Origin of the sequence: Emergencia timonensis (assembly GCF_900086585.1) — a bacterium.
Taxonomy (GTDB): Bacteria; Bacillota; Clostridia; order Peptostreptococcales; family Anaerovoracaceae; genus Senimuribacter; species Senimuribacter timonensis.
Genome location: NZ_FLKM01000004.1, coordinates 1 through 26,452 on the forward strand (window position 1 = coordinate 1; position 26,452 = coordinate 26,452).

The 26,452-nt window shown below is 48.0% G+C and carries 19 protein-coding genes and 1 other RNA gene; 5 read left to right on the forward strand and 15 right to left on the reverse strand.

Annotated features, from left to right (window positions below):
• Positions 1 to 28: 28 nt before the first annotated feature.
• Positions 29 to 1,459, reverse strand: coding sequence for a ParB/RepB/Spo0J family partition protein (locus BN6539_RS00020; RefSeq protein WP_330385039.1), 1,431 nt, complete (start codon positions 1,457 to 1,459; stop codon positions 29 to 31).
• Positions 1,460 to 1,812: 353 nt separating this feature from the next.
• On the opposite strand from BN6539_RS00020, the gene BN6539_RS00025 reads away from it, so the two are divergent.
• From BN6539_RS00025 to BN6539_RS00035, 3 genes are all read left to right on the forward strand, one after another.
• Positions 1,813 to 3,219 carry a sodium-dependent transporter gene (locus BN6539_RS00025; RefSeq protein ID WP_067532087.1) on the forward strand — a complete coding sequence of 469 codons (1,407 nt, stop codon included), beginning with the start codon at positions 1,813 to 1,815 and terminating at the stop codon, positions 3,217 to 3,219.
• 272 nt (positions 3,220 to 3,491) lie between these two features.
• Positions 3,492 to 4,910: a sodium-dependent transporter gene (locus tag BN6539_RS00030; RefSeq protein WP_067532088.1), complete on the forward strand. Its 1,419-nt coding sequence runs from the start codon at positions 3,492 to 3,494 to the stop codon at positions 4,908 to 4,910.
• A 211-nt stretch (positions 4,911 to 5,121) separates the two neighbouring features.
• The gene (locus BN6539_RS00035; RefSeq protein ID WP_067532096.1) at positions 5,122 to 6,525 is read left to right on the forward strand and encodes a sodium-dependent transporter; all 1,404 of its coding nucleotides are present in this window, start codon (positions 5,122 to 5,124) and stop codon (positions 6,523 to 6,525) included.
• 154 nt (positions 6,526 to 6,679) lie between these two features.
• Here the strand turns inward: BN6539_RS00035 and nifJ are convergent, their stop codons facing one another.
• Positions 6,680 to 10,192 (reverse strand): pyruvate:ferredoxin (flavodoxin) oxidoreductase, encoded by a 3,513-nt coding sequence (gene nifJ / locus BN6539_RS00040; protein WP_067532220.1) that lies wholly within the window; start codon positions 10,190 to 10,192, stop codon positions 6,680 to 6,682.
• Between the two features lie 144 nt (positions 10,193 to 10,336).
• Positions 10,337 to 10,597, reverse strand: coding sequence for a pro-sigmaK processing inhibitor BofA family protein (locus tag BN6539_RS00045; RefSeq protein ID WP_067532099.1), 261 nt, complete (start codon positions 10,595 to 10,597; stop codon positions 10,337 to 10,339).
• A gap of 116 nt (positions 10,598 to 10,713) precedes the next feature.
• Between BN6539_RS00045 and BN6539_RS00050 the strand changes: the two genes are divergently transcribed.
• Entirely contained in the window at positions 10,714 to 10,908 is a 195-nt protein-coding gene (locus tag BN6539_RS00050) for a DUF2508 family protein (RefSeq protein WP_067532102.1), read from the forward strand.
• Positions 10,909 to 10,952: 44 nt separating this feature from the next.
• Here the strand turns inward: BN6539_RS00050 and recR are convergent, their stop codons facing one another.
• The 5 genes from recR to BN6539_RS00075 form a co-directional block, all read right to left on the reverse strand.
• On the reverse strand, positions 10,953 to 11,552 hold the full coding sequence (gene recR, locus BN6539_RS00055; protein ID WP_067532105.1) for a recombination mediator RecR: 600 nt from the start codon (positions 11,550 to 11,552) through the stop codon (positions 10,953 to 10,955).
• Entirely contained in the window at positions 11,552 to 11,914 is a 363-nt protein-coding gene (locus BN6539_RS00060; RefSeq protein ID WP_118336377.1) for a YbaB/EbfC family nucleoid-associated protein, read from the reverse strand. Before BN6539_RS00060 ends, recR begins: the two co-directional genes overlap by 1 nt.
• Before the next feature lie 35 nt (positions 11,915 to 11,949).
• Positions 11,950 to 13,533, reverse strand: a complete 1,584-nt coding sequence (dnaX, locus tag BN6539_RS00065; RefSeq protein WP_067532106.1) for a DNA polymerase III subunit gamma/tau — start codon at positions 13,531 to 13,533, stop codon at positions 11,950 to 11,952.
• Positions 13,534 to 13,680: 147 nt separating this feature from the next.
• Positions 13,681 to 13,870: signal recognition particle sRNA large type (ffs, locus tag BN6539_RS00070), an RNA gene on the reverse strand.
• Positions 13,871 to 14,074: 204 nt separating this feature from the next.
• Positions 14,075 to 14,395 (reverse strand): hypothetical protein, encoded by a 321-nt coding sequence (locus BN6539_RS00075; RefSeq protein WP_067532107.1) that lies wholly within the window; start codon positions 14,393 to 14,395, stop codon positions 14,075 to 14,077.
• Positions 14,396 to 14,492: 97 nt separating this feature from the next.
• On the opposite strand from BN6539_RS00075, the gene BN6539_RS00080 reads away from it, so the two are divergent.
• Complete coding sequence (locus BN6539_RS00080) at positions 14,493 to 15,722, forward strand: IS256 family transposase (RefSeq protein ID WP_242869354.1); 1,230 nt, start codon at positions 14,493 to 14,495, stop codon at positions 15,720 to 15,722.
• A gap of 529 nt (positions 15,723 to 16,251) precedes the next feature.
• Here the strand turns inward: BN6539_RS00080 and BN6539_RS00085 are convergent.
• The 7 genes from BN6539_RS00085 to BN6539_RS00115 all read right to left on the reverse strand — a co-directional run bounded on the left by BN6539_RS00085 (position 16,252) and on the right by BN6539_RS00115 (position 26,418).
• Positions 16,252 to 17,133: an MBL fold metallo-hydrolase gene (locus tag BN6539_RS00085; RefSeq protein ID WP_067532113.1), complete on the reverse strand. Its 882-nt coding sequence runs from the start codon at positions 17,131 to 17,133 to the stop codon at positions 16,252 to 16,254.
• A gap of 1 nt (position 17,134) precedes the next feature.
• Positions 17,135 to 18,130, reverse strand: a complete 996-nt coding sequence (locus BN6539_RS00090; RefSeq protein ID WP_067532116.1) for an AIR synthase family protein — start codon at positions 18,128 to 18,130, stop codon at positions 17,135 to 17,137.
• Positions 18,123 to 20,096: an NAD-dependent DNA ligase LigA gene (gene ligA / locus BN6539_RS00095; RefSeq protein ID WP_067532119.1), complete on the reverse strand. Its 1,974-nt coding sequence runs from the start codon at positions 20,094 to 20,096 to the stop codon at positions 18,123 to 18,125. The genes BN6539_RS00090 and ligA overlap by 8 nt, the downstream gene beginning before the upstream one ends.
• 206 nt (positions 20,097 to 20,302) lie before the next feature.
• A complete protein-coding gene (locus BN6539_RS00100) occupies positions 20,303 to 22,510 on the reverse strand; it encodes an ATP-dependent helicase (RefSeq protein WP_067532122.1) in 2,208 nt (735 codons plus the stop codon).
• 472 nt (positions 22,511 to 22,982) lie between these two features.
• Positions 22,983 to 23,693, reverse strand: a complete 711-nt coding sequence (locus tag BN6539_RS00105; protein ID WP_067532125.1) for a Bax inhibitor-1/YccA family protein — start codon at positions 23,691 to 23,693, stop codon at positions 22,983 to 22,985.
• Positions 23,694 to 24,029: 336 nt separating this feature from the next.
• Positions 24,030 to 25,403: a branched-chain amino acid transport system II carrier protein gene (locus BN6539_RS00110; RefSeq protein ID WP_067532128.1), complete on the reverse strand. Its 1,374-nt coding sequence runs from the start codon at positions 25,401 to 25,403 to the stop codon at positions 24,030 to 24,032.
• Positions 25,404 to 25,656: 253 nt separating this feature from the next.
• Positions 25,657 to 26,418, reverse strand: a complete 762-nt coding sequence (locus BN6539_RS00115) for a sugar phosphate isomerase/epimerase family protein (RefSeq protein ID WP_067532131.1) — start codon at positions 26,416 to 26,418, stop codon at positions 25,657 to 25,659.
• Positions 26,419 to 26,452 lie beyond the last annotated feature (34 nt).

A 26,452-nucleotide genomic window follows, 5' to 3' on the forward strand; every position in this document is an offset into this window, starting at 1 on the left:
GCCCTCGGGACAAAGTGTCTCGAAGTTGTTACTTGTCAAGTTCCTGCTTTTTCGGGGCTTTTGCCAGCTCCGGCGGCTGTTTTTCTTTCCAGTCATCCAGCAGGGACATAATCTGTTCTTTCATTTTAGCGGGAGTGACCTCCTTGCCAAAATACTTTTCCAGTTCCGCAGTAGAAATAATCACGCCTCGATCCTCCTTTTTCTGTTCTGATAAGATGCCGTCAATGACATCGCCGTTGAGCTTGCCTTCCTTATCCAGCTCCCGGAGCCGTTTAGCTTGGGCCAGCGAGGGCGAAGCCTGCTCCCCGTCAATGGAAACGGCAATAAGCCTCTGATTTTTCGGTTTGATGTAGGACAGTTCCACGGCAGGCATAAAGCCCATATTTTTATCGTCTACCTTATCCAGAAGCTCCGGCACAAGAGAGTTGAGCCGCAAGTAGCGCATGACCTTTTTATAGTTCATCTCATGCGCCTCGCCCACAATCTCAACCGAGCGTTTTCCAACATCGCCTTCCGCAACGCCTTTCAGCCGCCCGCCCTGATGCTTAATGTCCTCAACCTCAAGTTCCAGCAGCGCGGCCAATTCACTGGGGAGCATCCCGTCACGCTGCTTGTTGCTGTCCTTCATGGCCTGCACCGCTTCGTGGTCGGTCATTTCACGGACAATAAAGGGCATTTCCTCCAGCCCCGCCAGTTCACTGCCGTGGGTACGGCGATGGCCCGCTACAATTTCATAGCCGTTTCCGTCTTTCTCCGGGCGGGCAAGACCGGGAACCATTACACCGTTTACGCGGATAGAAGCAACGATTTCCTGCATCTTCGCATCGTCCCGTACCTTAAAGGGGTGCGGACGGAATGTGTGAAACGGATGAACCTCGGAAAGTTTCAGATAAACCAGCTTGCCTTCCTCAACCGGGCGGGGCGGTGTAGTCGGCTCGGGAGCTGTCTGTTCCGCAACAGTCTCCTTCGGTGCCGTATCTTGTGCGGGCTTAATGGGCTCCTTGGCATCCGGAGCCTTTCCATCACTTCGGGACACTTTGTCTCGTTTAGACGGTTTGAGCTTGTCAAGGGCCGCCTTATCCGCCTTGGGTGGGCGGCCCTTGCGGGCCCCAGCCGATTTCTCCGCTTTCTGATTTTCAGTCGCGGCCTTTTCCGCTTTCGGCGGACGGCCACGGCGCGGCTTTTTCGGCTCCTCTGTATTGGCGGGCTGCGGTGTTTCTCCGGGGGCTGCCGCCTCCGGCGTTTCGGGTGTTTCCGCCTTTTCGACTTCGGCGCGGGCGTTCTGTCTCTTTTCTGCCATAAGCTCATTGATTTTGTCAAAGGACACAACCACATCGCCGGGCTCAGGTATGGCAGGCCCGGTCTGTTCCTGCTGGGGCTCAGACGCTGTGGCCTGTTCGGGTGTGGTGATAGGCTCGGCAGCCTCCGGGGAAGTATTCTCCGCAGGGCCCGTATTCAATTTTTCATCGGCCATTTACGATCCTCCTTTTCGTTAAAGTTGCACAAATTTGAACGCTAAAATTTTGTAGTTATTTTTGTGCCTCCTTTCCGTCTATCCACGCAAAAAAACCGCCCGTTTTTCATGCCGGACGGCTTTTTGCGTAATGTGATAGATCAAATATTATTTTTTCTGGTTTGTAGGCTCCGAAAAGCCTTGTATTTACAGTGTTCCTAATAGGAAGTAATCATAGTACTTTGGTCTTAAAAGCTTAAATTCGTGTTGCCATCATTTTTCTGAATATTATAATAGCTATTACAACCCATGCAATATTTCAATTTATTAAACCTATTTCATTTTTGGGAGGTAGCTCAATGGATAAGCAAAAAAGTAATGACAAGGGCCAATTTAAAAGTAATTTTGGTTTCTTGATGGCTGCTGTAGGATCGGCTGTCGGTCTGGGCAACTTGTGGGGTTTTCCATATAAGATGGGAAATGGCGGAGGTTTCGCCTTCTTAATCTTATATCTGTTAATGGCTATATTTATCGGCTATCCTTGTATGCTGGGAGAGTTCTCCATCGGCAGAAAAGGACAGAAGGCGGCCATTGGTTCTTACGAAAAGTTAGATAAACGATTCACCTTTAATGGTTGGATTGCGACAATCGTACCATTTTTCCTGCTGACATTCTACTGTGTCCTTGGCGGATACGTACTGAAGTACTTGTTAGCAAATATCGGTGACATCTTCGGCGCAGGCTGGGGTGTCAATGGAGCTGACAGTGGAACGTACTTCGGCGCTTTCGTCGGCAGCGGCGCTCCTGCGTTGATCTTTACAGCCATCTACATCATCGTTACAGTCCTCATCGTAATGGGAGGTGTATCAGGCGGCATCGAAAAATTCTGTACAATCGCCATGCCTGGCCTGGCCATACTGTTAATTATTACTGTAATCAGAAGCTGTACCCTTCCTGGCGCAGCAGAAGGATTGGAATTCATCTTCAAGCCGAATTTTGAAGTATTTAAAGGAACCGGCTGGATCACAGTGCTGGCTTCCGCCGGAGGACAGATTTTCTTCTCCTTATCCCTCGCATCTGCCTGTATGATCGTTTACGGATCGTACTTAGACAAGAAAGAAAACCTGGAAAAGAACGCGATTTTAGTTCCAATTATGGACACTACCGTTGCATTGCTGGCAGCACTGGCTACCATTCCTGCAACCTTTGCCGCTGGCATGGAACCTGCCGCCGGACCTGGAATGCTCTTTGTAACACTGCAGACGGTGTTTAACTCCATGGGTTCAGCTGGTCCAATCTTCGGCACGATTTTCTACCTGCTGGTACTCTTTGCAGCACTGACTTCTTCTATCGGTATGTTAGAAGGTGCGGTTTCCGCCTTCATGGATCGAGCCATCGACAAAGGAAAGAAACCAAGCAGGGCAAAGATCAGCTGGTCCATTATCGCAATTACAACGATCGGCTCTATCATCGTTGCAATTGACGCCCTGGGCGCAGGACCTCTGCCAAAACCTTTCGGTCTCGGTACTTGGTTAGATGCTTTTGATCTATTTGCAGAAGGCTTCATGATGCCAGGCGGCTGTCTGATTATGACCATCATCTTGGGGTGGATTCATCCGAACTACATAGATGATGAAGTCAGACTCAGCAGCGGTTACAAGTCAAAAGCATTCGTCAACTTCTGTCTGAAATGGATTGCACCAATATTCCTGGTATTTATCCTAGTTGGCCAGATGAACAGTTTCTTTGCTTTTGGCTGGTTCTAAACCTTAAATCTTACCTAATAAGATTAAATAAATGCAATCAAGGACGATGACCTCGCGGATGCGAGGTTGTTGTCCTTTTTGATAGATAAATAACAAACTCGGCATAAATTGTGAAGAGACAACAAATAACCGTGCACTTTTTGTAATTATCTGATAATTTTGTATTTTAAATGTATACATGTTGACACTTATCTCTAAGAAGGATTATAATACAGTAAGAAATAAATTATTATTTTTGATGCATTTATTTAATCTTATTAGGAGGTAGTTCAATGGAACAGAACAAAGGCAAATTTAACAGTACCTTTGGATTCCTGATGGCATCCATCGGTTCAGCTGTTGGCCTAGGCAACTTATGGGGTTTCCCATACAAAATGGGCGCAAGCGGCGGCTTCGCATTTTTACTTATTTATCTCATTTTAGCAGTCTTTGTCGGTTATCCACTCATTCTGGGTGAGATTACCTTAGGTCGTAAGACTGGCAAAGCGGCAATCGAAGCATACAGAGATTGCGACAAACGCTTTACAATCAACGGATGGTTTGAGACACTCGTACCATTCTTCTTGATTTGTTTCTACTGCACAATGGGCGGCTATGTAATCAAATACATGATCGCGAATTTAGGCGACATCTTCGGCGCAAGCTGGGGTACCGGACGCGTTGATGCAAACGCATTCTTTGGCGGATTTATCAGCAGCGGTATGCCGGCAATCTTATTCGGCGTATTCTTCCTGGTTCTGACCGTACTCATCGTCATCGGCGGTGTATCCGGCGGTATCGAGAAGTTCTCCAAGATCGCTATGCCGGCACTGTTCATCATGCTGGTCATCGTCGTTATTAGAAGCTGCACCCTTCCGGGCGCAGGCGCTGGATTAGAATTTATGTTCAAACCGAACTTCGAGGTATTCAAAGGACTAGGCTGGCTGAAAGTTCTAGGTGCAGCAGGAAGCCAGATGTTCTTCTCACTTTCCCTCGCATCAGGCTGTCTCATCGCTTATGGTTCTTACCTGGGCAAAGACTCCAACATGGAGCAGAATGCAGTCATCATCCCTGTTGCAGATACAGTAGTAGCAGTATTAGCAGGTATGGCAGTAATGCCGGCAGTATTCGCTTACGGCATCGAGCCAGGCGGCGGCCCTGGACTGCTCTTCGTATCCTTACAGGCAGTATTTGACAACATGGGAAGCACTGGTCCGATTTTCGGCTTCATCTTCTATGCACTAGTATTCTTCGCAGCACTGTCTTCCTCCATCGGCATGATGGAAGGCGGCATCTCCGCTATGATGGATGCGCAGCAGAAGAAGGGCAAGAAGGTCAACAGAACCATGCTGACTCTGATCATGGGCTTTGTCGCATTAGTCGGATCAACCATCGTATCTGCAGACGGACTGGGTTCAACGGGTATGTGGAATCCACTGCTTGCAACACTGGGAGCTGACTCAGGCAAGGTTTGGCTGGACGTATTTGACCTCTTCGCAGAAGGCTTGCTGATGCCTCTGGGCGGACTGCTGATGGCAATCATGTTCGGTTGGACCAGACGTAATTATCTGGCAGACGAAATCGAGCTCAGCGGTAAGTTCAAGAGTAAAGGATTTGTTGATGTCTGCTTCAGATATATCGGTCCTGTTTTCATGATCTTCATCTTCTTTGTACAGCTCAACTCCTTCTTCGCATTCACTGACAAGTTCTAAAATACATAGGAAAAGCTCTCAAAACGGGATTCCCAGAATCCCGCTTTTGTTTTGCCTCCACAGTCTCATAACAATAATTATGCATTTTTTGTTTTTGAAAACAAAATCAAATCGCAAATTTATGTATACATTGACAATTTTTTTCATTGTATGTATAATGATACTTACGAAATTATAATTGATTTGGTATTTGATTTTAGGAGGTAGTTCAATGGAACACAATAAGAAAGGCCAATGGGGCAGCAGCTTCGGCTTTCTGATGGCCGCAGTCGGCTCGGCTGTTGGCCTTGGTAACTTGTGGGGATTCCCATATAAGATGGGAATCAACGGTGGATTTGCATTCTTGCTGATCTACATCATCTTGGTAGTGCTTGTCGGTGTCATCATCTGTTTGGCAGAATTATCATTGGGACGTAAATCCGGCAAAGGCGTCGTCGGCGCTTACGAATCCATCGACAAGAAATTCGGTTTTGTCGGCTGGTTCGGCTGGATTTCACCGCTGCTCATTTTAGGATTCTATACAATGCTGGGCGGCTATTGTATCAAATACGCTATCGCCAACCTGGGCGATCTGTTCCATGCCGGCTGGGGCGTGGGAGATGCGGATAGCGGCGAATTTTTCTCAGCCTTCTACGGCGACCAATTACAGACAGCTATCTTTACTGTAATTTTTGTCCTGCTCACTGTATTAATCGTAAGGGGCGGCGTGTCAGAAGGCATTGAACGATTTTCTACTATCGCCATGCCCGCTTTATTCGTGTTGCTGGTTATCGTAATTGTGAGAAGCGTTACCCTAGAGGGTGCTTCTGAAGGCCTTTCCTTCATGTTCAAACCAAACTTCGAGGTATTCAAAGGAAGCGGTTGGATCAACGTTCTGGCATCAGCCGGCGGACAGATGTTCTTCTCTTTATCCCTCGGTATGGGCATCACCGTTACTTACGGTTCCTATATGAAGAAAAGTGAAAACTTGGAGCAGAACGCACTTCTGATTCCAATCGCAGATACGATTATCGCAATTATGGCAGGTTTGGCCATCATGCCGGCAGTTTTCGCTTCCGGTCTTGATCCTGGACAGGGGCCTGGATTGCTTTTCGTAACATTGCAGACTGTATTCCAGGCTATGGGTTCAGCTGGTCCAATCTTCGGATTCCTGCTCTACTTCCTGGTATTTATCGCAGCCATTACATCGTCCATCGCCCTGCTGGAGGCAGTCGGCTCAGTGGTCATGGACAAGCAGATTGAAAAAGGCAAAAGACCTAACAGAAATCTGGTCACCCTTGGCATGGGCGCAATTGTCGCAGTCGAAGCGATTTTGATTTCCCTTGACGGATTGGGTTCCAACGGATTCCCACAGTTTTTCAAACAGGATACTTGGCTGGACGCCTTCGATCTGGTGTCAGAAGGGATTTTGATGCCGCTGGGTGCACTGCTCATGGCAATCATCTTCGGCTGGTTACGTCCAGGATATACCGATGATGAAATTGCAATGGACAGACACGGCTTTAAAATGAAGAACTACTTCCGTTTCTGTATCAAATGGATTGTACCGCCAATCATGCTGTTGGTATTGGCAGGACAGATTGATTCCTTCTTCAAACTAGAATGGTTCTCATAAACGCTGCATCATTCACTTGAATCGAAAGTACAACAAAGGGCGCAAGCCGCGACTGATTTCTCAGTCACGGCTTGCGCCCTCGTTATTTGAATTCAAGCATCTGTCTTCGGGAGTCAATAGCTCACCTGCTGGACAGAATAGTATGATAAGTCTTTTACTTCTCTGCCAGCTTTCGGTACCCTTCGTATTTTTCCTTCGCATCCTCTTCTGTCATGTCAAATAGTTTATCGGCGATTTGCGGGAATTCCTTGGCCAAGGAGGCATATCTGTTCTGCCCCATGATAAACTCTCGGAATGACTTTGTCGGCGCCTTAGAATCAAGTATAAACGGATTCTCCCCTCGCTTCTTCAGCTCAGGATGAAACCTGTACAAGTGCCAGTATCCAGCTTCCACTGCGTCTTTGATATTTTTCTGCGATTTGCCCATCCCTTCTTTGATACCGTGGTTGATGCAAGGCGCATAAGCGATAATCAGCGACGGTCCCTCATAGCTTTCGGCTTCTGCAATGGCTTTCATAAACTGGTTCTTGTCAGCGCCCATGCCTACCTGGGCGACGTAGACGTAACCGTAAGACATGGCCATCATGCCCAGATCTTTTTTCTTAATCTTCTTACCAGAAGCGGCAAACTTGGCAATCGCAGCGGCCGGCGTCGCCTTCGAAGCCTGACCGCCGGTGTTAGAGTAAACCTCCGTATCGAATACCAGGACGTTGATATTTTCCCCAGATGCCAGAACGTGGTCCAGTCCGCCATAACCGATGTCATAAGCCCAGCCGTCGCCGCCTACTGCCCAGATGGATTTTTTAACTAGATAGTCTTGATCCTGCACGATTCTGTCACAAAGCTGCACGATGACAGGGTCCTTGCTCTGAAGATGCTCTACTGCTTCAATCACTTTGTCGCTGACTCTTCTGGACTCTTCACCGTTGTCCTTATATTCCAGCCAGTCGTTTAAGGCCTTCCTCAACGTATCGTCGATATCCAGCTCCAGCAAGCGCTTCATATTCTGTTCAATTTTCTCCCTCATCTGCTTTGTTGCGAGAACCATGCCGTAGCCGAATTCCGCATTATCCTCAAAGAGAGAATTTGCCCAAGCCGGTCCTCTGCCCTTTTCATCCTTGCAATACGGCATCGACGGCGCAGATGCACCCCAGATGGAAGAACATCCTGTGGCATTGGCGATCATCATGCGGTCTCCGAAGAGCTGCGTGATGACCTTGAGATACGGCGTTTCACCACAGCCTGCACAGGCGCCGGAAAACTCAAAGTATGGCATGGAGAATTGACTGCCTTTGACCGACTTCTGCTCAATGGACAGCTGTTTTTTACGCACAGTCGTAGCATATTCCCAGTTAGAGGCTTCCTTGACTTCCTCGTCAAAAGTCACCATCTTCAGCGCCTTATCTTTTGCCGGACAGATATCCGCACAGTTTCCACAACCCATGCAGTCGAGAGCAGAAAGCTGCATTCTGTAATGCAGACCTGCAAGACCGGCCCCTTTCGCTTCAATCGTCTCAAAAGCTGTCGGTGCGGCGTCTTTCTCCTTATCGCTGAGCAGTACCGGACGGATTGCCGCGTGAGGGCATACGAAAGAACACTGGTTGCACTGTATACATTTTGTCCGATCCCACCGCGGCAGATACGCGGCGACACCGCGCTTTTCGTATCTGCTGGTTCCCAGAGGAAACGCGCCGTCGGCTCTGTCCACAAATTTGCTTACAGGCAGACTGTCGCCCTCCTGACGACTCATGGGCACTAAAATTTCCTCGATAAATTTCGGCAGCTTCTGGTTCTCTCCTGCCGCATCTTTCGCATCAAGCCATGAGGCTGGAACTGCTACCTTCTGAATGGCGTTGATGCCCCGATCTACAGCCTTACAGTTCATCTCGATGACCCGCTGTCCCTTCTTACTGTAAGTCTTCTCGATACCTTCTTTTAGATACCGTATCGCGTCCTCCACGGGAATGACTTCTGTCAGCTTGAAAAAAGCGGCCTGCATAACCATATTGATTCTGCTGCCCAGACCGATTTCCTGCGCAATTTTTCCCGCATCTATGGTATAGAAGCTGATTTCCTTCTCAGCGAGATCCCTTTTCACCTTGGCCGGCAGTTTTTCTTCCATTTCCTCTGGCCCATGCAGGCTGTTGAGCAAAAATGTTCCGCCCTTTTTTAAATCCTTCAGCATATCGTACTGCCCCAGATAAGCCTGATTATGACAGGCCACAAAATCCGCCTGGTTAATAGAGTAAGCTGACTGTATCGGGCTGGTTCCAAATCTCAAGTGCGAAATCGTCACCCCGCCCGATTTCTTAGAATCGTAGGCAAAATATCCCTGGGCGTACAGGTCAGTCTGATCGCCGATAATTTTGATTGCCGTCTTGTTAGCGCCTACAGTGCCGTCAGATCCCAGTCCCCAGAACTTGCACTTGATGGTGCCCGCAGGTTCTCTGGAAAGATCAGCGTCGTAAGGAAGGGAAAGTCCGGTCACATCGTCTTCAATTCCTATTGTGAAGTGGTCCTTCGGACATGGCTGACAGAGATTAGCGTAGACGGCTTCTACCATGCCAGGTGTCACATCTTTTGAGCCGAGTCCATATCTGCCGCCATAAACTTCTATTCGATCCTTTTCATCGTACAGCATCGTTTTGACATCTTGGTAGAGAGGTTCACCCATGGCACCAGGCTCTTTCGTCCTGTCCAGAACAGCAATTTTCTTTACCGTCTCAGGCAGTACCTCCATAAAATAGTTCTTTACAAAAGGTCTGTACAATCTGACTTTGATCAGGCCGATCTTTCTGCCTTCTGCTGCCAGCTGATTCACCGACTCCTCGATGGTATCACAGGCTGAACCCATGGCCACAATGATATGTTCTGCATCGGCCGCGCCCACATAGTCAAAAGGTTTGTAAGACCTGCCTGTCAGCTGGCCGATCTTGTCCATGTATTCTACTACAATTTCCGGCAATGCATCGTAGTATTTGTTAGCGCTCTCTCTGGCCTGGAAAAAGATATCCGGGTTCTGCGCGGTGCCTCTGATGACAGGATGTGCAGGGTTGAGGGCTCTCTCCCTGAACTTTGTCACAGCGTCCTGGTCGATCAATTCTTTCAGGTCATCATATGCCAGGGCTTCGATTTTCTGTACTTCATGCGAGGTCCTGAAGCCGTCAAAAAAATGCAGGAAAGGAAGACTGCTTTTGATTGCAGCCAGATGCGCCACCGCACCTAAATCCATGGCTTCCTGCACGGAGCTTGAGGCCAGCATAGCAAAGCCTGTCTGCCGGGCTGCCATAACGTCCGAGTGATCTCCAAAGATACAGAGGGCATGGCTGGATACGGTCCTGGCCGCAACATGAAAAACGGCCGGAAGCATTTCTCCAGCAATCTTGTACATGTTGGGAATCATCAGCAGCAGCCCTTGGGATGCTGTATATGTAGTCGTCAGCGCGCCTGAAGATAGGGAGCCGTGCACCGTACCGGCAGCGCCGGCCTCAGATTGCATTTCAGCGACCCTGACGGTCTGTCCAAATATGTTCTTCTTTCCATATGCCGCCATTTCGTCAACGACTTCAGCCATCGTCGAGGACGGTGTAATCGGATAGATTGCCGCCACATCGGTAAAGGCATAGGATACCTCCGCTGCAGCCGTATTTCCATCCATTGTTCTCATTCTTTTTTTAGTCACAGTGTTTCCTCCAATTTTCTCTATATGTACAAAAAAGCAAACAATGGAAACACTTTAATACAATATCGCATCAATGTCAATATTGTATTTCAAATAATACAATATACATTTTTATACACAGCTTATACATCAATTGCACAAAAGCAAAAGCATGATGACACCCGGCACCCCTAAAATACCTACGGTCAGTGAATTCACCACGTTAATCGGTATCATGACCCCGATATTCATGCCAATGAAATTTATTACAATGATTAAAACTGCACCTAATACACTGTTGAGCAGAAGGCGCAGGATGACTTTCAGGGGCACCAGCAAAGCTTTTCCCAATAAAAATATCAAAATCAGTGCACCGCCAAAGGTCAAAAAAACTCCCATTTCCGTTCCCATATTACATCTCCTCCTGTGAAAACAGCCGACGCTGCTTCTAAAATAATTGGTACCTTGTATAAAATATGCCAAAGTGGAATAAAATAGAATTAAATAACTTTGAAGGATGTGATAATTTGAAACCTGATGAAGAATTAATCGTTACCTCAATAAAAAATGCCCGCTCTGAGCTGGAGCAGGCTGTTAATCTTTTCAATGAGATGACCGACTTCACCGCCATAGACTACGCTTCATACAATCTATTGGCAGTAAAGGCCAAATATTCATATTTGATGCAAATTGCAAAAGAAAAAGGATTATCGGTCGGATAAAAAGCGTGCACAACGAAACGATACAAACTTTGGAGGGCTGTACGCTACAGCTCTCTTCTTCCTTCCATAGCCTTGAGCAAGGTGACTTCGTCGGCGTATTCCAGATCGCCGCCCACAGGAATCCCGTTGGCAATTCGACTGACTTTGATGCCAGAAGGTTTTATCAGCCTGGCGATATACATGGCCGTGGCCTCGCCTTCAATATTAGGATTTGTCGCTAATATGATTTCTTTCACATCACTATCCTGCAGTCTGACGATAAGCTGCTTCAGATTGATATCTTCCGGGCCCACTCCGTCCATAGGTGAAATCGCCCCGTGAAGGACGTGATAAAGGCCGTCGAATTCCTTAATCCGCTCCATAGCCATGACATCTCTTGGGCTTTCCACCACGCAGATCACATCCTGCCTGCGTGTTTTATCCTCACAGATACTGCACGGGTCCTGATCCGTCAAATTTCCACAGACAGAACAGTACCGCATCGTCTGTTTTGCTTCTAAGATGGAGTGGGCCAAGGCCTCCGCTTCCTTATCTTCCATAGAGAGAATATGAAAAGCCAGCCTCTGGGCCGTCTTTCCGCCGACACCTGGAAGCTTGGACAGTTCATTGATCAATTTTCCTAAAGGTCTCGGATACTGTCTCATTATACTAGTCCTGGAATATTCAGTCCTCCCGTGATTTTGCCCATCTCTTCATTTGAAAGCTCTTCCATCTGTCTCATGCCTTCATTCACGGCAGCAACAATTAAGTCCTGCAGCATCTCTACATCATCAGGATCTACCACTTCTTTATCGATAGTCAGATCAGTAATCTCTTTTTTACCATTTACAGTTACGCTGACAGCGCCGCCGCCGGAAGTCGTGGTAATTTCTTTTTCTTCAATCTCAGCCTGCGCCGCTTCCATCTGACGCTGCATCGCCTGCATCTGCTGCAGCTGCTTCTGCATATTTCCTGCGCCGCCTCCGCCTGTCTTTGGCTTCTTGCCAGCTCTCATACCTTTTCCCATAATTATTTCCTCCTATTTATAATATATCAGTATTTTCATTCAACCTTTACATCGAGGCCCAATTTTGCACTGACCTCTTGCGCCAGATTCAGCACATCCTGATCCGGAGACGAATCTTCTCTCTGATTCTCCGTCCTGCAGACCAGCTTCAGTCTTCTGCCTACGATCTTCTCCATCAAATCACAGATATGCATCTGATTCGCTTCTACATATTGCTTCGTAAACTCGTTCTGCGCGATGATTTTGAACTCCTCACCGTTGATAGCCGCAAGAGTGGTTCCCGTCCTAATCAGGTTGAAGCTGCCCTTGAGCCCTTCTCCTTCTGCAAAGATTCTTGCCCAAACTTCCTCAAGATCATACTCGTTTCCATCAAAGTCCTTCGCCTCTGACTGCTGTGGGGCTCTCTCCGCTCCTGCCGGTCCTGTCTGTCCTGTGGGCTCCGCCGCTGGTTTTGCAGCCGTCGCCTTTTTGGGTCTGGCCGTCACCTGTGGTCTCCCCTGCGTCTGTGTCATCCTCGGTGCCGCCTGCGCTTCGGCCGAAATCCCCGAAGCGATGGTCACGATGGCCAGCTCTAGCAAAATTCTCGGCTGAGTCGAATACCTGGCGTCGTTGATGGTTCTTGAAAGGGTAACAATGCCGTGATTGATCTCATCCAGGGATACCTGATTACTCTGATTCCGCAGTTTTTCTATGTTTTCGCTAGACATGTTCAGCATGTCCTCAGCGTTTTTGATATACTTGGTGATGAGCAGACTTCTATAATGGCTCATCCAGTCCTTCATCAGCTGCTTGACGTCTTTGCCTTCCTGCAGCGCTTCGTCCAGAAGAACCAAAGCACCGGCTACATCGTGAAGAGAAACTCTATCCGTCAAATCCAGAAAAAATTCTTCAGATACTGTACCTAGAAACTCCAAGACTGTATCTCGGTCAAGTTCTTTCTCTCCGCCGGCCAGGCACTGATCCAAAATACTCAGTCCATCTCTGACAGAGCCGTCGGCATTGGCGGCCAGCAAACGCAGTGCGCTGTCAGTAACCTGCACTCCTTTTTCGCTGCAAATGCGGCTCATATGGTCGATCAGGACTTTCTCCGGCACGCGTTTAAAGTCGAGGCGCATACATCTTGACAGAATCGTCTGCGGCAGCTTCTGAGGGTCGGTTGTCGCCAAAATGAACATGACATTCTCCGGCGGTTCCTCCAAGGTCTTCAGCAGCGCATTGAACGCACCTGTAGACAGCATATGGACTTCATCTATGATATATACTTTCTTTCTGCCCACAGCAGGGGGGTATTTGACACTTTCCCTCAGTTCCCTGATATTGTCCACGCCGTTGTTGGATGCCGCGTCGATCTCCACCACGTCCATGAAGGTACCTTCTTTGATAGCGATACAGTTTGCACAGTGTCCGCAAGGCCTGTCCTCATCATCCAGACAGTTGACTGCCTTCGCCAGAATTCTCGCTGTCGTCGTCTTGCCCGTTCCTCTAGTCCCGCAGAACAGATAAGCGTGACTGACTGAATCCGTAGCTATTTGATTCTTTAAGATTCTTACGATATGGTCCTGCCCGATAACTTCGGAAAAAATCTCCGGCCTCTGGGCTCTATATAACGCAGTGTACACTGGCATTCCTCCCTTAAAAAGCTGTTCCTTTATGATGCGTCTATGTTCAGAGACGATTTGCAATTGGTCCGAGTTCGGACTAAGTGCGAATGTCTCAAGGTGCACATATCTTTCTAATAAGACTCAAGACGCCTATTTTCCTATGTAATACAAAATTGCCCTTTAATAGCTCCGCAGGTGTTGGAGAAGGCTGATCTGCGGCACATAAGAACTTCCGCTTATTGCTGCTTCCTTCCGGACCTGACAAGGTTCACGGCATCTCATTGCGCAGGACCCAAACCATACCAGGCGAAGCTATTAAAGGGCAATATTTAATTTGTCATACATATTATTATATTGTTTTTGCGAGGCTATGTCAAGAAATGTTTCATGAGAATTATTTTCGTCTGCTTCAAAAATGATACTGTCTCAAGTTAGTGAAAAAAAAATTGTTCTGGGTGACATCTGGTTATAATAGTTACAATAACCTTACGCTTTTTTGGTATATCCGCGCATCCCTGCGTAACCGGACTGCCGTCAGAAGAATTCACCAGGGGGTATATCAGGATTCGGTTACTTTTCGTACTAATTTCTCTATTTCAAAGGCCGTCCCCAGTCCGTAAAAATAACCAGAAGCAGTGCATTTATAGATTTTGTAAGCAATTCCGGCCGTTTCCCGGCAGAATGGCCTTCCACGCGCTGTTGCGTTACGCGAAACATTTGGCAAAGCATCAAAAAACCTAACTGTAATGTAAAGACAGCCTGGTGCATACCCCTCTCCCGTATATAGCAGGGCAAGCCAATGAGCAAATCCGCTTTCATTTTCGTTATTTTTCGTTTTACTTGCACATTTTTGGATTATTGTAAACCAATCCGCCTTCATTTTTAAATTTCGACTTCTTGCTTGCGCGCAGGAGGATAGAGTCTGTATAATGGTGTAAATTAAAAAAATAGAGCACATATCTATTAAATCGGTTAAAATGTTAATAACGACAAAAACAAAACCGGAGGTAATAGATATGGCTCAGATTAATTTTACACTAGAATACGATTTTTTGGTAGGGCTTTTTAAAGATTCGAAGGAAGAGGCCTTTGCAAAAATCATGGAGGAAATCCTGAACCAGACCCTGCTGGCCGAATCAAGGCAGCAGCTGGGCGCTGAGCGCTATGAACGCAGCGACGGACGCAGTGATTACAGGAACGGGAGCCGTATACGAAGCCTTACGACAAGGATCGGGAAGATCCAGCTGGAAGTGCCCAGGCACAGGGACCTCCCCTTCAAAACGGTCCTTTTTGACCAGTACAAGCGGAATGAGCAGGGCCTGATCCTTTCCATGATGGAGATGGTGGTCCAGGGTGTCTCGACGCGCAACGTGCAGAAGATAACCCAGCAGCTGTGCGGCGAATCCTTCTCAAAATCAGCCGTCTCGGAAATGTGCCGGGAGCTTGACGGGCCAGTGAAGAAATTCCGTGACAGGCCCCTTGGCACCAGCTGCCCGTTCGTCATGGCGGATGCAATCTACATAAAGGTGCGGGAGGAACAGCGCATCGTTTCCAAGGCGGTGCTCATCGCAGTGGGGATCAATCCGGGCGGCCGCAAGGAGGTCCTGGGATTTGACGTATGCGGGGCGGAGACGGAAGGGACATGGAGGGACTTCTTCACAGGGCTGAAGGACAGGGGCCTGTCGGGGGTGGACATGGTGGTCTCCGATGCGCACAAGGGGCTGCGGAAGGCTGCCGGGGAAAGCTTCGAGGGGAGCACGTGGCAGAGGTGCCAGGTCCATTTCCTACGCAGCCTGATGGACGCCACGCCAAAGAAATACCAGCAGGGCCTGTCAAGCGAGCTGCGCGAGATGTTCACCGCACCCAGCATAAAGATGGCACGCGGGAAGAGGGACTCGATCATTGCAGATTATGCGGATGTGGCAGGAAAGGCAGTGGAGCTGCTGAGCGAGGGCTTCGAGGACGCGATGGCGGTGATGAACCTCCCCAGCAAATACAGGGTTTCACTGAGGACGGGCAACATCATCGAGAGGGAGAACCGGGAGATACGCAGGAGGGAGAAGGTCATCGGGATCTTCCCGAATCGTGAGTCTGCCCTCAGGCTGATAGGCGCCGTCCTGCTTGACGACCACAATGACTGGTCATCATCGCAGAAGCTCTTTGATATGACGGAGTATTATGAAATGAAGAAGCTTACAGCCCGATAAGCTGTAGTGTTGTTAACTTCGCAGGCGGCAAATGCCGCCTGCATATACCGATATTAATTTACACACAAATTTGGACTTGACTCGCAGGAGCAGAATTCGCATAGTTTCGAAGCGGTTTGCCCTTTTTGAGGGCCGATTTCGAAAAAAAAATTGTAATTTACTGTACTGTATAGAAGATTTTGGATCAGAAACCAGGAATCTGCAAAGGGAGTGGTGCCGGTAAATCCGTAAAAATCAAAAATGAAGGCGGAAACATGGGTGCGGGCGCCGTTTTGTGCCATCAGCGGCCGCTTTTTGAAATATGAAGGCGCGCTGATTTATTTCCTTAGATATTTCAATTTGTATAGGCGCTAATGTCTTTTTTTGAGGTCATAATACGCATCCAGAGGACTTGCTATTTTTCCGAAATCATAAGGCTTCGGTGTGATCGTGTTTTTTGCTTTTCAAATGTTACCCCATTCCTATGCCACGCTACGTAAAATCGACTAATTTATATTTTATAAAAATCAGTCGCAAATTATTGTAAATTTCAGTTTCTGCGCCACCTGATGCGCATCTCCTCTTCAGCAATGATAATCCTGCCCTCCTCGTGGAGCTTTGCCAGCATAGTTTTGATGGTGCAGCCGTTGAGACAGTATTGGCCCAGGTTAAAGGCCAAATCATATTTCTCGAAGAGCGCCGCCATCAGATCGTCAAAGGCCAGACCGTCCCCGCCGCAGAGTGCCTCTACGTCATTCATGGTGTCCAATGTATTTTTGATATTAGCCTCTGCCAGAGGAACGATATCCTCACATGGAGCGGCGTGAGAAGGGATGAACAGAGCAGCCGACAATCCCTTTACCATCTCCAAGGTCGCAAGATAGCTTCCTACGTCAAAGATGTGGGAGATTCGATACTTGTCCAGAGTCTCCTGCCCCATCAGGCAGTCTGCCAGAAAGACAACGTCGTCGTCAGTGCGGATGCCGAACTGTCCGTCAGAATGGCCTGGCAGGCTTATGACCGATAGACCCTGTGGCAGCACCTCCTCCGTCAGCTCCAGCGCCTGACATTCCTTTGCCATCAAAAATTTATTCTGCAGTTCCTTTGGCGGATAAGCGCCGAAGAGAAATGCCGGTTCCAGCAGCGGTCTTTTGATAAAGGCGAGGTCGCTGCCTGCACCGTAAATCTTGCAGCCCGTCCTCTGCTGCAGCAACTGGTTTCCGCCGATGTGATCCGCATGAAAGTGCGTATTGATGATCATGGACAATTTCCAGCCCTGCCCCTCGATCGCTTTCAGCGCTTTCTTTCCCGCATCCTTGTCGTTGCCGCTGTCGATGAGACAGACCTCCGACTCGTTGATCCTGTAAAGTCCCATCTTCGCAGGACATTCTATGTAATAGGTCTTTTCTCCAACCTGAACCAATTCGTACATGTTATTTCACCACCTTATATAGCTCATCCGCTTCCGGCGGGGCAATCTCAATCTGCCGATCTCCATCGACCAGGTACAGTCCCTTCTCTTTCTCGCAGACCTGTCCGATACAGCTCACTTCGATACCGCCCTTCTGAATTGCCGCCATCAGCCGTTCTGTTTTTGCCTCTGGCGCAACGATGAGCATGCAGCCGCTGGAAATCAATCTCAGCCAGTTGATGTCAAAGTGCTCTGCGATTTTGATCGTTACGGGATCTGCCGCCACCTGCTCTTTCCACACCTGGCAGCCCAGCCCTGCAATGTGGCACATCTCCCAGACCGCGCCCAGGATACCGCCTTCTGTTACATCGTGCATGCCGGAAGTGCCGATCTCGCCGGCAATGAGGCCTTCCTTCACAACACTGACCTGATCGAGCAATGCTTTGGCGCTCACCAGTTCTTCATCGGTCAGCACTCCCGAAAGCTCCTCTTCAAAATCAGAGGCGATGATCCCTGTCCCCTCCAAGCCCGCCGTCTTGGTCATTAGGATGTAATCCCCTGGCTTCATGTTATGGGCGCTCTGAGAGTCCCCTGCCAGACCTCTGCCGATGGCCGTGGAGACGATGACGGGCTGATTCACCGCCGCTGTTATTTCGGTATGGCCGCCGATAATCTCGACGCCAACTTTTTCTGCAGCCGCTCCCGCCTGCGCCATAATCATAGAAATGTCCTCTTCTGTCGTCCCCTCTGGAAGCATCACCGTCAAAGTGATGCCAAGAGGTTCTATGCCATTGCTGGCAATATCGTTGCAGGAAATGTGGATTGCCAGTCTGCCGATATCATTGATCGCCGCCGTAATCGGGTCGGTGGAGACCACACACTCATATTTGCCGTAGTCGATGACCGCACAGTCTTCACCGATACCGGCCCTCGTTTTGACTTCCGGCCTCTTGTATTTGATTTTGTCGATGACAATCTTCTGCAGCATGTTACTGTCGAGTTTTCCTACTTTAAGCATTTTCTATCTCTCCCGTTTCCAGCCATCTCTTTATGGTTTCTTCATCTATAATTGGAATGTTCAATTCTTTTGCTTTTTTGTTCTTTCCCGTACCGGACTGCAGATCGTTGTTGATCAGATATCCTGTCTTTGTGCTGACGGAGCCGGACACTTTTCCTCCAGCCTTTTCAATTTCTGCTTTGAGCGCATCCCTGTTCTCATAATGATTGAGGGAACCCGTAATGACAAAGGTGATGCCGTCTAGGAAGTCCGCAGTCTCTTCCTCCGTCTCGTCCAGACGGACTACTTTGACGATGTCGTCTACGATCTTCTTTTTCGACGGATTGCCAAAGTAGGCGACAAAGGCGCTTGCCATGATATCACCGATGCCGTCGATGTCAACCAGTTCTTCCTGGGTTAAGGTGACAATCTTCTCCCACTTTCTGTGGCAGGCTCTTGCAATCAGACGAGCGTTTGCCACGCCGATTCCTGGAATACCCAGCGCGTATAACAGCCGTTCCGGCGTAGTGTCCTTCGCTTTCTCCACAGAAGCTTTCAAATTCTCGAAGGACTTTTCACCAAATCCTTCCATCTCCGTTATCTCTTCCTGGAAGCGTTCTACATGAAAGACGTCGGCCAGTTCCTTAATCAGCCCTTTGGCAATCAGTTTCTCGATGGTGGCCTCAGAAAGGCCGTCGATGTTCATCGCGTCTCTCGACACGAACAGGGTAAAGCTCTTGATCTGCTTCGCCAGACATTCCGGATTGGTGCAGAAAAGTGTCTCCACACCGTTATCATTTCTAATCTCCGCCTTGTGCTGACAGACTGGACAACTGTCCGGCACATGGATGCTGTTACTTGCAGTCAGGTTTTCTGCAATCTGCGGAATGATCATATTGGCTTTGTAGACTGTGATGCGATCCCCCAGGCCCAGCTTCAGATCCCGCATGACGCTGATATTGTGCACCGAAGCGCGGCTGACCGTCGTCCCTTCCAGCTCCACCGGATCAAAGATGGCCACAGGATTGATCAGACCTGTTCTGGAAGCGCTCCACTCCATCTCTTTCAGAATCGTCTCCGCCAATTGATCCCGCCATTTGAAGGCGATGGAATCCCGTGGGAATTTTGCCGTACTTCCCAGACTCTGACTGTACAGAATATCGTCAAAGGTCAGCACCAGCCCGTCAGACGGCACATCGTTATTTTCGATGGCTTTTTCGAAGTATTCCACCGCCTCGATAACGTTATCAGCGGTGACGGTTCTGAACTCTACGATATCAAACCCCTGGCTCTGCAGCCATAGCATCTGCTTCTCTCTGCTGTTTTCAAAGTCGATGTTTCCCGCTTCTACCAAACTGAACGCGAAGAAATTGACGTTTCTCTTGGCAGTAATCTCATTGTTCAGCTGCCTGACGGAGCCGCTGCAGAGGTTCCTCGGATTTTTGTATTTCGCCTCCGCATCTGGAATGGACGCGTTGATTCTCTCAAACTGGCTGTATGTGATGACTGCCTCGCCCCGCAGGACCAGCCGTCCGTCAAAGGGAATCTCCACCGGTACGTTAGCAAAGACCTTGGCATTGTTGGTGATGACCTCGCCAACTTCACCGTTGCCTCTGGTCAACGCCTTGACGAGGGTGCCGCCCTCATAAGTCAGAACAATGGTCAGCCCGTCCAGCTTCCAGGAAAGAAGACCTTTTTGATTTCCCAGCCAATCGCGCAGCGCCTCCCGATCCTTGGTCTTATCCAGGGACAGCATGCGGCTTGCATGCTGTTCCTTTGGCAGATCAGATAGCACTTCATAGCCCACGTTCTGGGTAGGACTGCCTGCCATGATGATGCCCGTCTCCCGCTCAAGCTCTGCAAGCTCGTCATAGAGCTTGTCATATTCAAAGTTAGACATGATCTCTTCTGCGTTGTGGTAATAGGCCTTGGCCGCCTGATTCAAAAGTTCTATTTTTTCCTTAATTAAAGACTTCTTGTCTTCCATATGCACTACCTTCCAAATTTGTATATTCAATATTATTGTCGCCATACAGAGCCGCTTTATACCATGACTATTCCTCTAAAAATAGAATCGCAAGACATGATTCAATGATTTCTGCCTTGCGGCAACGCCGTAAAATCGTGAAATCATTATACCATGACTATTCCTTTAAAAATGGAATCGAAAGTCATGATGCAATGATGATTCCGCTAAAGCTTTTTTAATGGCGCGATGCCTTTCGCCATCTTCTTCTGACCTGCCGCATCGAAAATAACAGTCAAAGTCTTGCCGTCCTGGTCGATAATCAGTCCCTCGCCGAATTTTGCGTGGCGCACTTTGTCACCGACAGCAAATTCCTCATCGCCGGCAGACGCGTTGGCTTTTGTCGCCGCCTTAGCATATCGCAGAGAGTCGTAAGGCTTCGGACTCTCTTTTGCTGCAAATCCATCGAAAGAACCTGTGGAGACGCCCAGGCCGGAGTCTCTGGTCTTTCTCACATAAACTGCATCGCCATCGAGCAGACGCTTATCCAATTCTCGCAGGAACTGAGATTCTCTAGTGTATTCAGTACGGCCATACAGCGTCCGCACAGATGCGCTGCAGAGGATCAGCGTCTCCTTGGCGCGGGTCATGCCCACATAACAGAGCCTGCGCTCCTCCTCCATCTTGTCACTGCTGTCAAAGGCCTTGTGTCCCGGAAAGAGGCCGTCCTCCAGTCCCGGCAGGAATACCACAGGAAATTCCAGTCCTTTGGCGCTGTGCATGGTCATCAAAACCACGGCATCCTGGTTGGCATCGTGATTATCGACTTCCGCCATCAGCGTGATCTTTTCCATGAACTCTTCAATATTGGGCTTGTCAGCCTGTTCTTCATAATCGTAAATAACCGATTTAAATTCCATCAAGTTCTCAATACGCCCTTCCGCTTCCACCGTATTGGCATCTTCAAGGGCTTTCATATAACCAGTCTTCACCAGTAAATTATCGTAGATATCCGAAACTCTCAAATTGTCTCTCTCATCGCGGCAGAGATTGATGCACTCCACCATGTTTTTGACACCGCTGTAGGCTTTGCCCGGCAAAGTGTCCAGCACCTCTTCATCAGAAAGGGCCTGCAGCAGACTTTCCCCGCGTACATTGGCATAAGCCTGGATTTTTTCTACCGACTTATCACCCATGCCTCTCTTTGGTTCATTGATAACACGTCTCAGGGAAAGATCGTCATAAGGGTTGACCACCAGTCTCATGTAGGCCATCATGTCCTTGATTTCTTTTCTGTCATAATAGCGCAGGCCGGAAAGTACCCTGTAGGGGATGTCCCGCTGCGTCAAGGCCTCTTCAAAATGCCTGGATTGGGCGTTGGTTCTGTAGAGAATGGCAAAGTCGCTGTACTTCTTGTCGCGTCCTTTCAGCAGGTCAATTTCCTGTGCCACGTACCTGGCTTCGTCTTTCTCCGTATCGGCTCTATAATACTTGATTTTGTCCCCGTCTTCTCTGTCCGTCCACAGCTTCTTGCCTTTTCTGCCGCGGTTGTTTTCGATGACGGAATGGGCTGCCGCCAAAATATTGCCGACAGACCTGTAGTTCTGTTCCAGCTTAATAACCTTGGCCTCCGGGAAATCCTTCTCAAAGTCCAGGATATTCCTGATATCGGCACCCCTCCACTGATAAATGCACTGGTCATCGTCACCCACAACACACAGATTATGGTGACCTTCCGCCAGCATCTTAATCAGCTTGTACTGGATATGGTTGGTGTCCTGATATTCGTCCACCATGATGTATTGGAATTTTCTCTGATATCTAAGTAAAATCGCTTCGTCCTGCTCAAAGAGTCTGACCGTGTTCAGCAGCAGGTCGTCAAAGTCCATGGCGTTGTTCTTCTTCAGTTCGTCTTCGTAGGCTTTGAAGACGCTGTAGATCACCTTAGTCTTATAATTATCCTCTACCGCATCGCGATATTCGTCAGCCGACACCGCTTTTTCCTTATAATCGCTGATAATGCTGAGAAGGTACGGCGCGCTGAACTCCTTGTCGTTAATCCCCTGCTCTTTGAGGATGTTCTTGACGATGGTCTTCTGATCTGTCCCGTCGTAGATGACAAAATTGTGGTCGTAGCCGATGACCTCGCAGTTGTAGCGAAGCATGCGAAGGCACATGGCGTGGAACGTCATGATCCACATGTCGTCACATCTGCCTACCAATTCTTCCACTCTGCTTCTCATCTCTCCGGCAGCCTTGTTGGTAAAAGTCACCGCCAAAATATGATAGGAAGGAATTCCCTGTTCTATCATATACGCAATACGTTCCGTCATGGTGCTGGTCTTGCCAGATCCTGCCCCAGCCAGGATCAGAAGCGGCCCCTCCACCTGCATTGCGGCTCTTCTCTGTTTCTCATTCAATCTCTCTAAGCTCATCTATATTCATTTCTCCTTCGTCTTTTTCCGCATTCTATTTTAACACAAAATGTGATGGGGTGCTATGACATTCTGCCTTTTGAGGGGAAACCGGCAAATCTGCCATAAAAGCTTGGTTTTTGATTATTTCAGGCACTTCTTTGAAAAATCAAGCCTATATTTCAACAAATTTACCAAAAAAAGTAAATAAACGCAATAGTATAGAAAGATATATCATAATTATATTTTGTAAAAAATGAGAGATTTGAGCAGAATTGAGTTCAGTGATTGCCTTTTTGCTGCCTGGGGAGTCTGAAAAAAACTGAAATCTGCCATAAAAACCTCTAAATTACGAATTTCGGGCACTTTTGGATGATAGCAAGATGCCAAGATACAGCATGGCCAGTTGTATCTCCTTAAAATACAACGATTCTAAGATAAAAAAAGAGCCGCCAATCTAACGGCAGGCAGCCCCTTTTCGCTTATTGATGTATTACTTCTTAGCCCTTCCCAAGAGACGCAGCAGATACAGGAACAGGTTGATGAAGTCCAGGTATAGCTGCAGGGCAGAGAATATGGACGCCCGTGCCAGCATTGCCTGATCACCCTGATAGCAGTTGTAATAGGTGCGAATCTTCTGGGTGTCATAGGCCGTGAAACCTAAGAATACTGCAATACCGACCAGACACACAATCCTGTCAAAATCTCCCAAATCCAGGAACAAGGATAGAAGTCCGCAGGCGATCAGGAAAAGCAAACCGCTTATCAAAATAGGACGCATACGAGAGAGGTCCTTCTTGGTGACATGTCCGTACACCGCCATGATGCCAAAGTACGCCGCCGTCATCGCAAAGATCAGAATCAGGCGCATCATCTCGTACATCAGGAAATAGGCGGAGAACACCACGCCGTTCAGCACCGCATAAACGAAGAAGAGCACCCGTGCCGTACTCACCTGCAGCTTCTGAATGCGGGCCGAAAGAATCAAAACGACTGCAAGTTCCGCCACCAGCAGCACAATCTGCACATAAGGAATCGCGAAGATAAAGATGATGGCTCCTGTATAATAGCCAAAGAATGCCACGGCAAAGGTGGTCAGAAGGCCCAGAAACATCCACTGAAAGGTCTTGGTGGTATAAGCTCCCACACTGTCTCCCATATTTTCTTCATATCGCTTGTCATAATCAAATTCATTTTCACGCATAGTTATTATACCTCCATTTTGGTCAGTATATCATATTTTGTCCACACTGTCCATTGCCAGCTGGCTGCAGATCGTATCAAGTTGCTATGCCCCTATTTGTTGATAAAGTTCCGCTGAAGTTTTCCCTAATCATACCATACGTTTAACCTCTTTCCCTAAGTAAGTGTAATGAAAGTACTTCAGATTAACAGAATGAGAATGGCAAACTACAAGAACAAATTCAGAGAACAATGAAAAGCCGTGAAGTGCCCTTTACTCTTAAATCTTTCTAGCAAGAGGCGGAGGGAAACCGATTTTTAACGCTCTCCCTCCGCCAATAGTATGTCGGAGTTTTATTTATACTGCGGCATTTTGCTCATCCTCTGCCAGCATTCTATCCATCTCGTCCACAATACTTTCTTTCCCGAGAGCTTTCCACAGAATACCGCCTGCAATGCCGCCTACAATGGCTGGAACAAGCCACGGAAATCCGGACTCAGCCAGAGGGATTGCCGCAACGAGGTTATCAATGGCGCTGATGCGCAAAGAGATCAGGCCATTTGTAACAGCTACGGAATACGCACGATAGAGTCCAAAAACCAAAGCCATCAGAATGGACCCCTTCCATACTCCGTCATTTGGAATTAATTTCTTACAAACACCGAGAACGGTCAGCGTCATATACATTGGGAATAAGAAGTTAAACAGCGGCCCTGAAAGCCGGATGATAAAGCTTACTCCAGTCGATGCAACCAGCATAATCGCAATAGAAAGGGCCAGGGCAGCGATTCGATATGGAATCTTATCTTTTGACAGCATGTTAATCCAATCTGCTGCTGTAGCAATCATGCCTGCGGCGGTTGTAAAGCAAGCAAAAATGATTGCCAGAGAAAGAACCACAATGCCTCCATATCCAGCCAGTCTTCTGACTAATCCGACAAGCAGAACGGTATTTTCCGTGTCAGGGGCAAAGTATTTTGTGCCTGTAGCGCCGAGATAACAGAGGCCGGCATAGATGACGAACAGGAGGACAAAAGCGACCGCGATTACCCGAAATAGAATCTTTTTCTGCTCTCTGCCCGGTTTATAGCCTTTTGCATTCAGGGTGGTAATAAAGATGCCTGCGCAGACAATACCCGTTCCAACATCTCCTGTATTAATTGCAGTCAAAAACGCGTTGGTAAAAGGACTGTCTGTCACGCCTCCCGAAGGTCTTCCCAGGGGGTTGATGATTGTCAGAACCACAATAATCAGCAAGCAGATTAAAAGGGCCGGCGTGATAAATTTACCAATATTGTCCATGACGCTGGATTTACTGCTGGCAATCAAAAACGCGATGCCGAAGAAAATCAGAAGAAAAATCCACTTTGAAATAGGAGGTAATTCGGGCAGAATACCCATAAGTCCGATTTCGTATGCTACACCGCCGCACCTTGGAATAGTTCCAAAGGTTACGGCCATAACGCCCACTACCATGCAGAGTATGTGAAGCTTAGCATGTACGTGAGAAGTAATGTCCTGAATCTTTGTGCCCGTGTTGCCCACTGCGGCTACAGCCAGCATCGGAAATAAAATGCCGGAAAGGGCAAGCCCTATAGCCGCAGGGATTACTTTTGCACCGGACACGAGACCGATCTGCGGCGGGAACACCAGATTTCCAGCTCCAAAAAATACGGCAAACATGGCGAAGCCAACTACCAGACTGTCTTTTAAAACTTTCTTATCGTTCATCGTTATCATTCCTTTCTTGATTTATATGACTCTCAAATAAGTGCGTTTCTCAATAAAAACGCAAAAGTTATGCCAAAGCTAAAAGTGTCGGCGCAAAAACACTTTCAGGATATTTTTCATATATTTTCAAAAATTCAAATAATAAAATTTTTATAATATAAAATTAATTTTATATTATAAAGAAATTCTCGAGATGCAAAAAGCCGTCCTAATGGATTCAAACCATCAGGACGGCATCTCGCCGTATATTCGTTTAAAAAGTGCTTGTCATCCACTCTGCGCTGGATGCACAGGTGCGACTCTCTATGGTCATGGTTACATCTGGTCTGCAATAGGTTTTGATGCTTGAGAGAACGGCCCGCATATCCATCGTCCCAACGTCCAATGGACCATGAAGATCCTCTTTGCCATTGTTGTTGTGAAGGTGCAGATGGCCGATCATCGGCCCCAGAATGCGAATCCAGTCGTGGATATCGAAGTCCTCGCACGTAACCGCATTGGCATGTCCCACATCCAGACAGAGCTGAATCCGGGGATCGTCTAAGTCTTCGATGATTTCTTTTATCATCAGCGGCTCCTCCTCAAACACGTTCTCTATATAAATGATAAAATCCGCAGGCTTGTCTTTCATAAATTCTTTCCAGAAGTAATGGGATTTTTCCTTGTGCCATTCCTTGAAGTATAGCAAAGGCATGTGTCCCGAGTGAACGACCATTTTCTTGATCCCCAGTTTCTCAGCCACAGCGTGGGCTTCGTTCAGCCTGGTCAGCCCCAGCTCCACAGCTCTGTGGTCAATGGAGGCAGGAATGATCTCGGTAAAAGGTCCGTGGATGATAGCCTTGTCAGCTCCAGAGGCTGTAATCTCTCGCTTCATCTCTTCCATGGTGTCTCTGACTTTCTCTGGGTCCAGGTTTTCTGAAATACATAAATCGTTGAGCTCAATATTAAAGCCATTCTCACGAATCACATCTATCGCATTCTCTGAAAAGGTGGCCACATATATCTGATCTTTCATATGCTTCCTTTCTGTGCCGCGGAAGAAATAATTT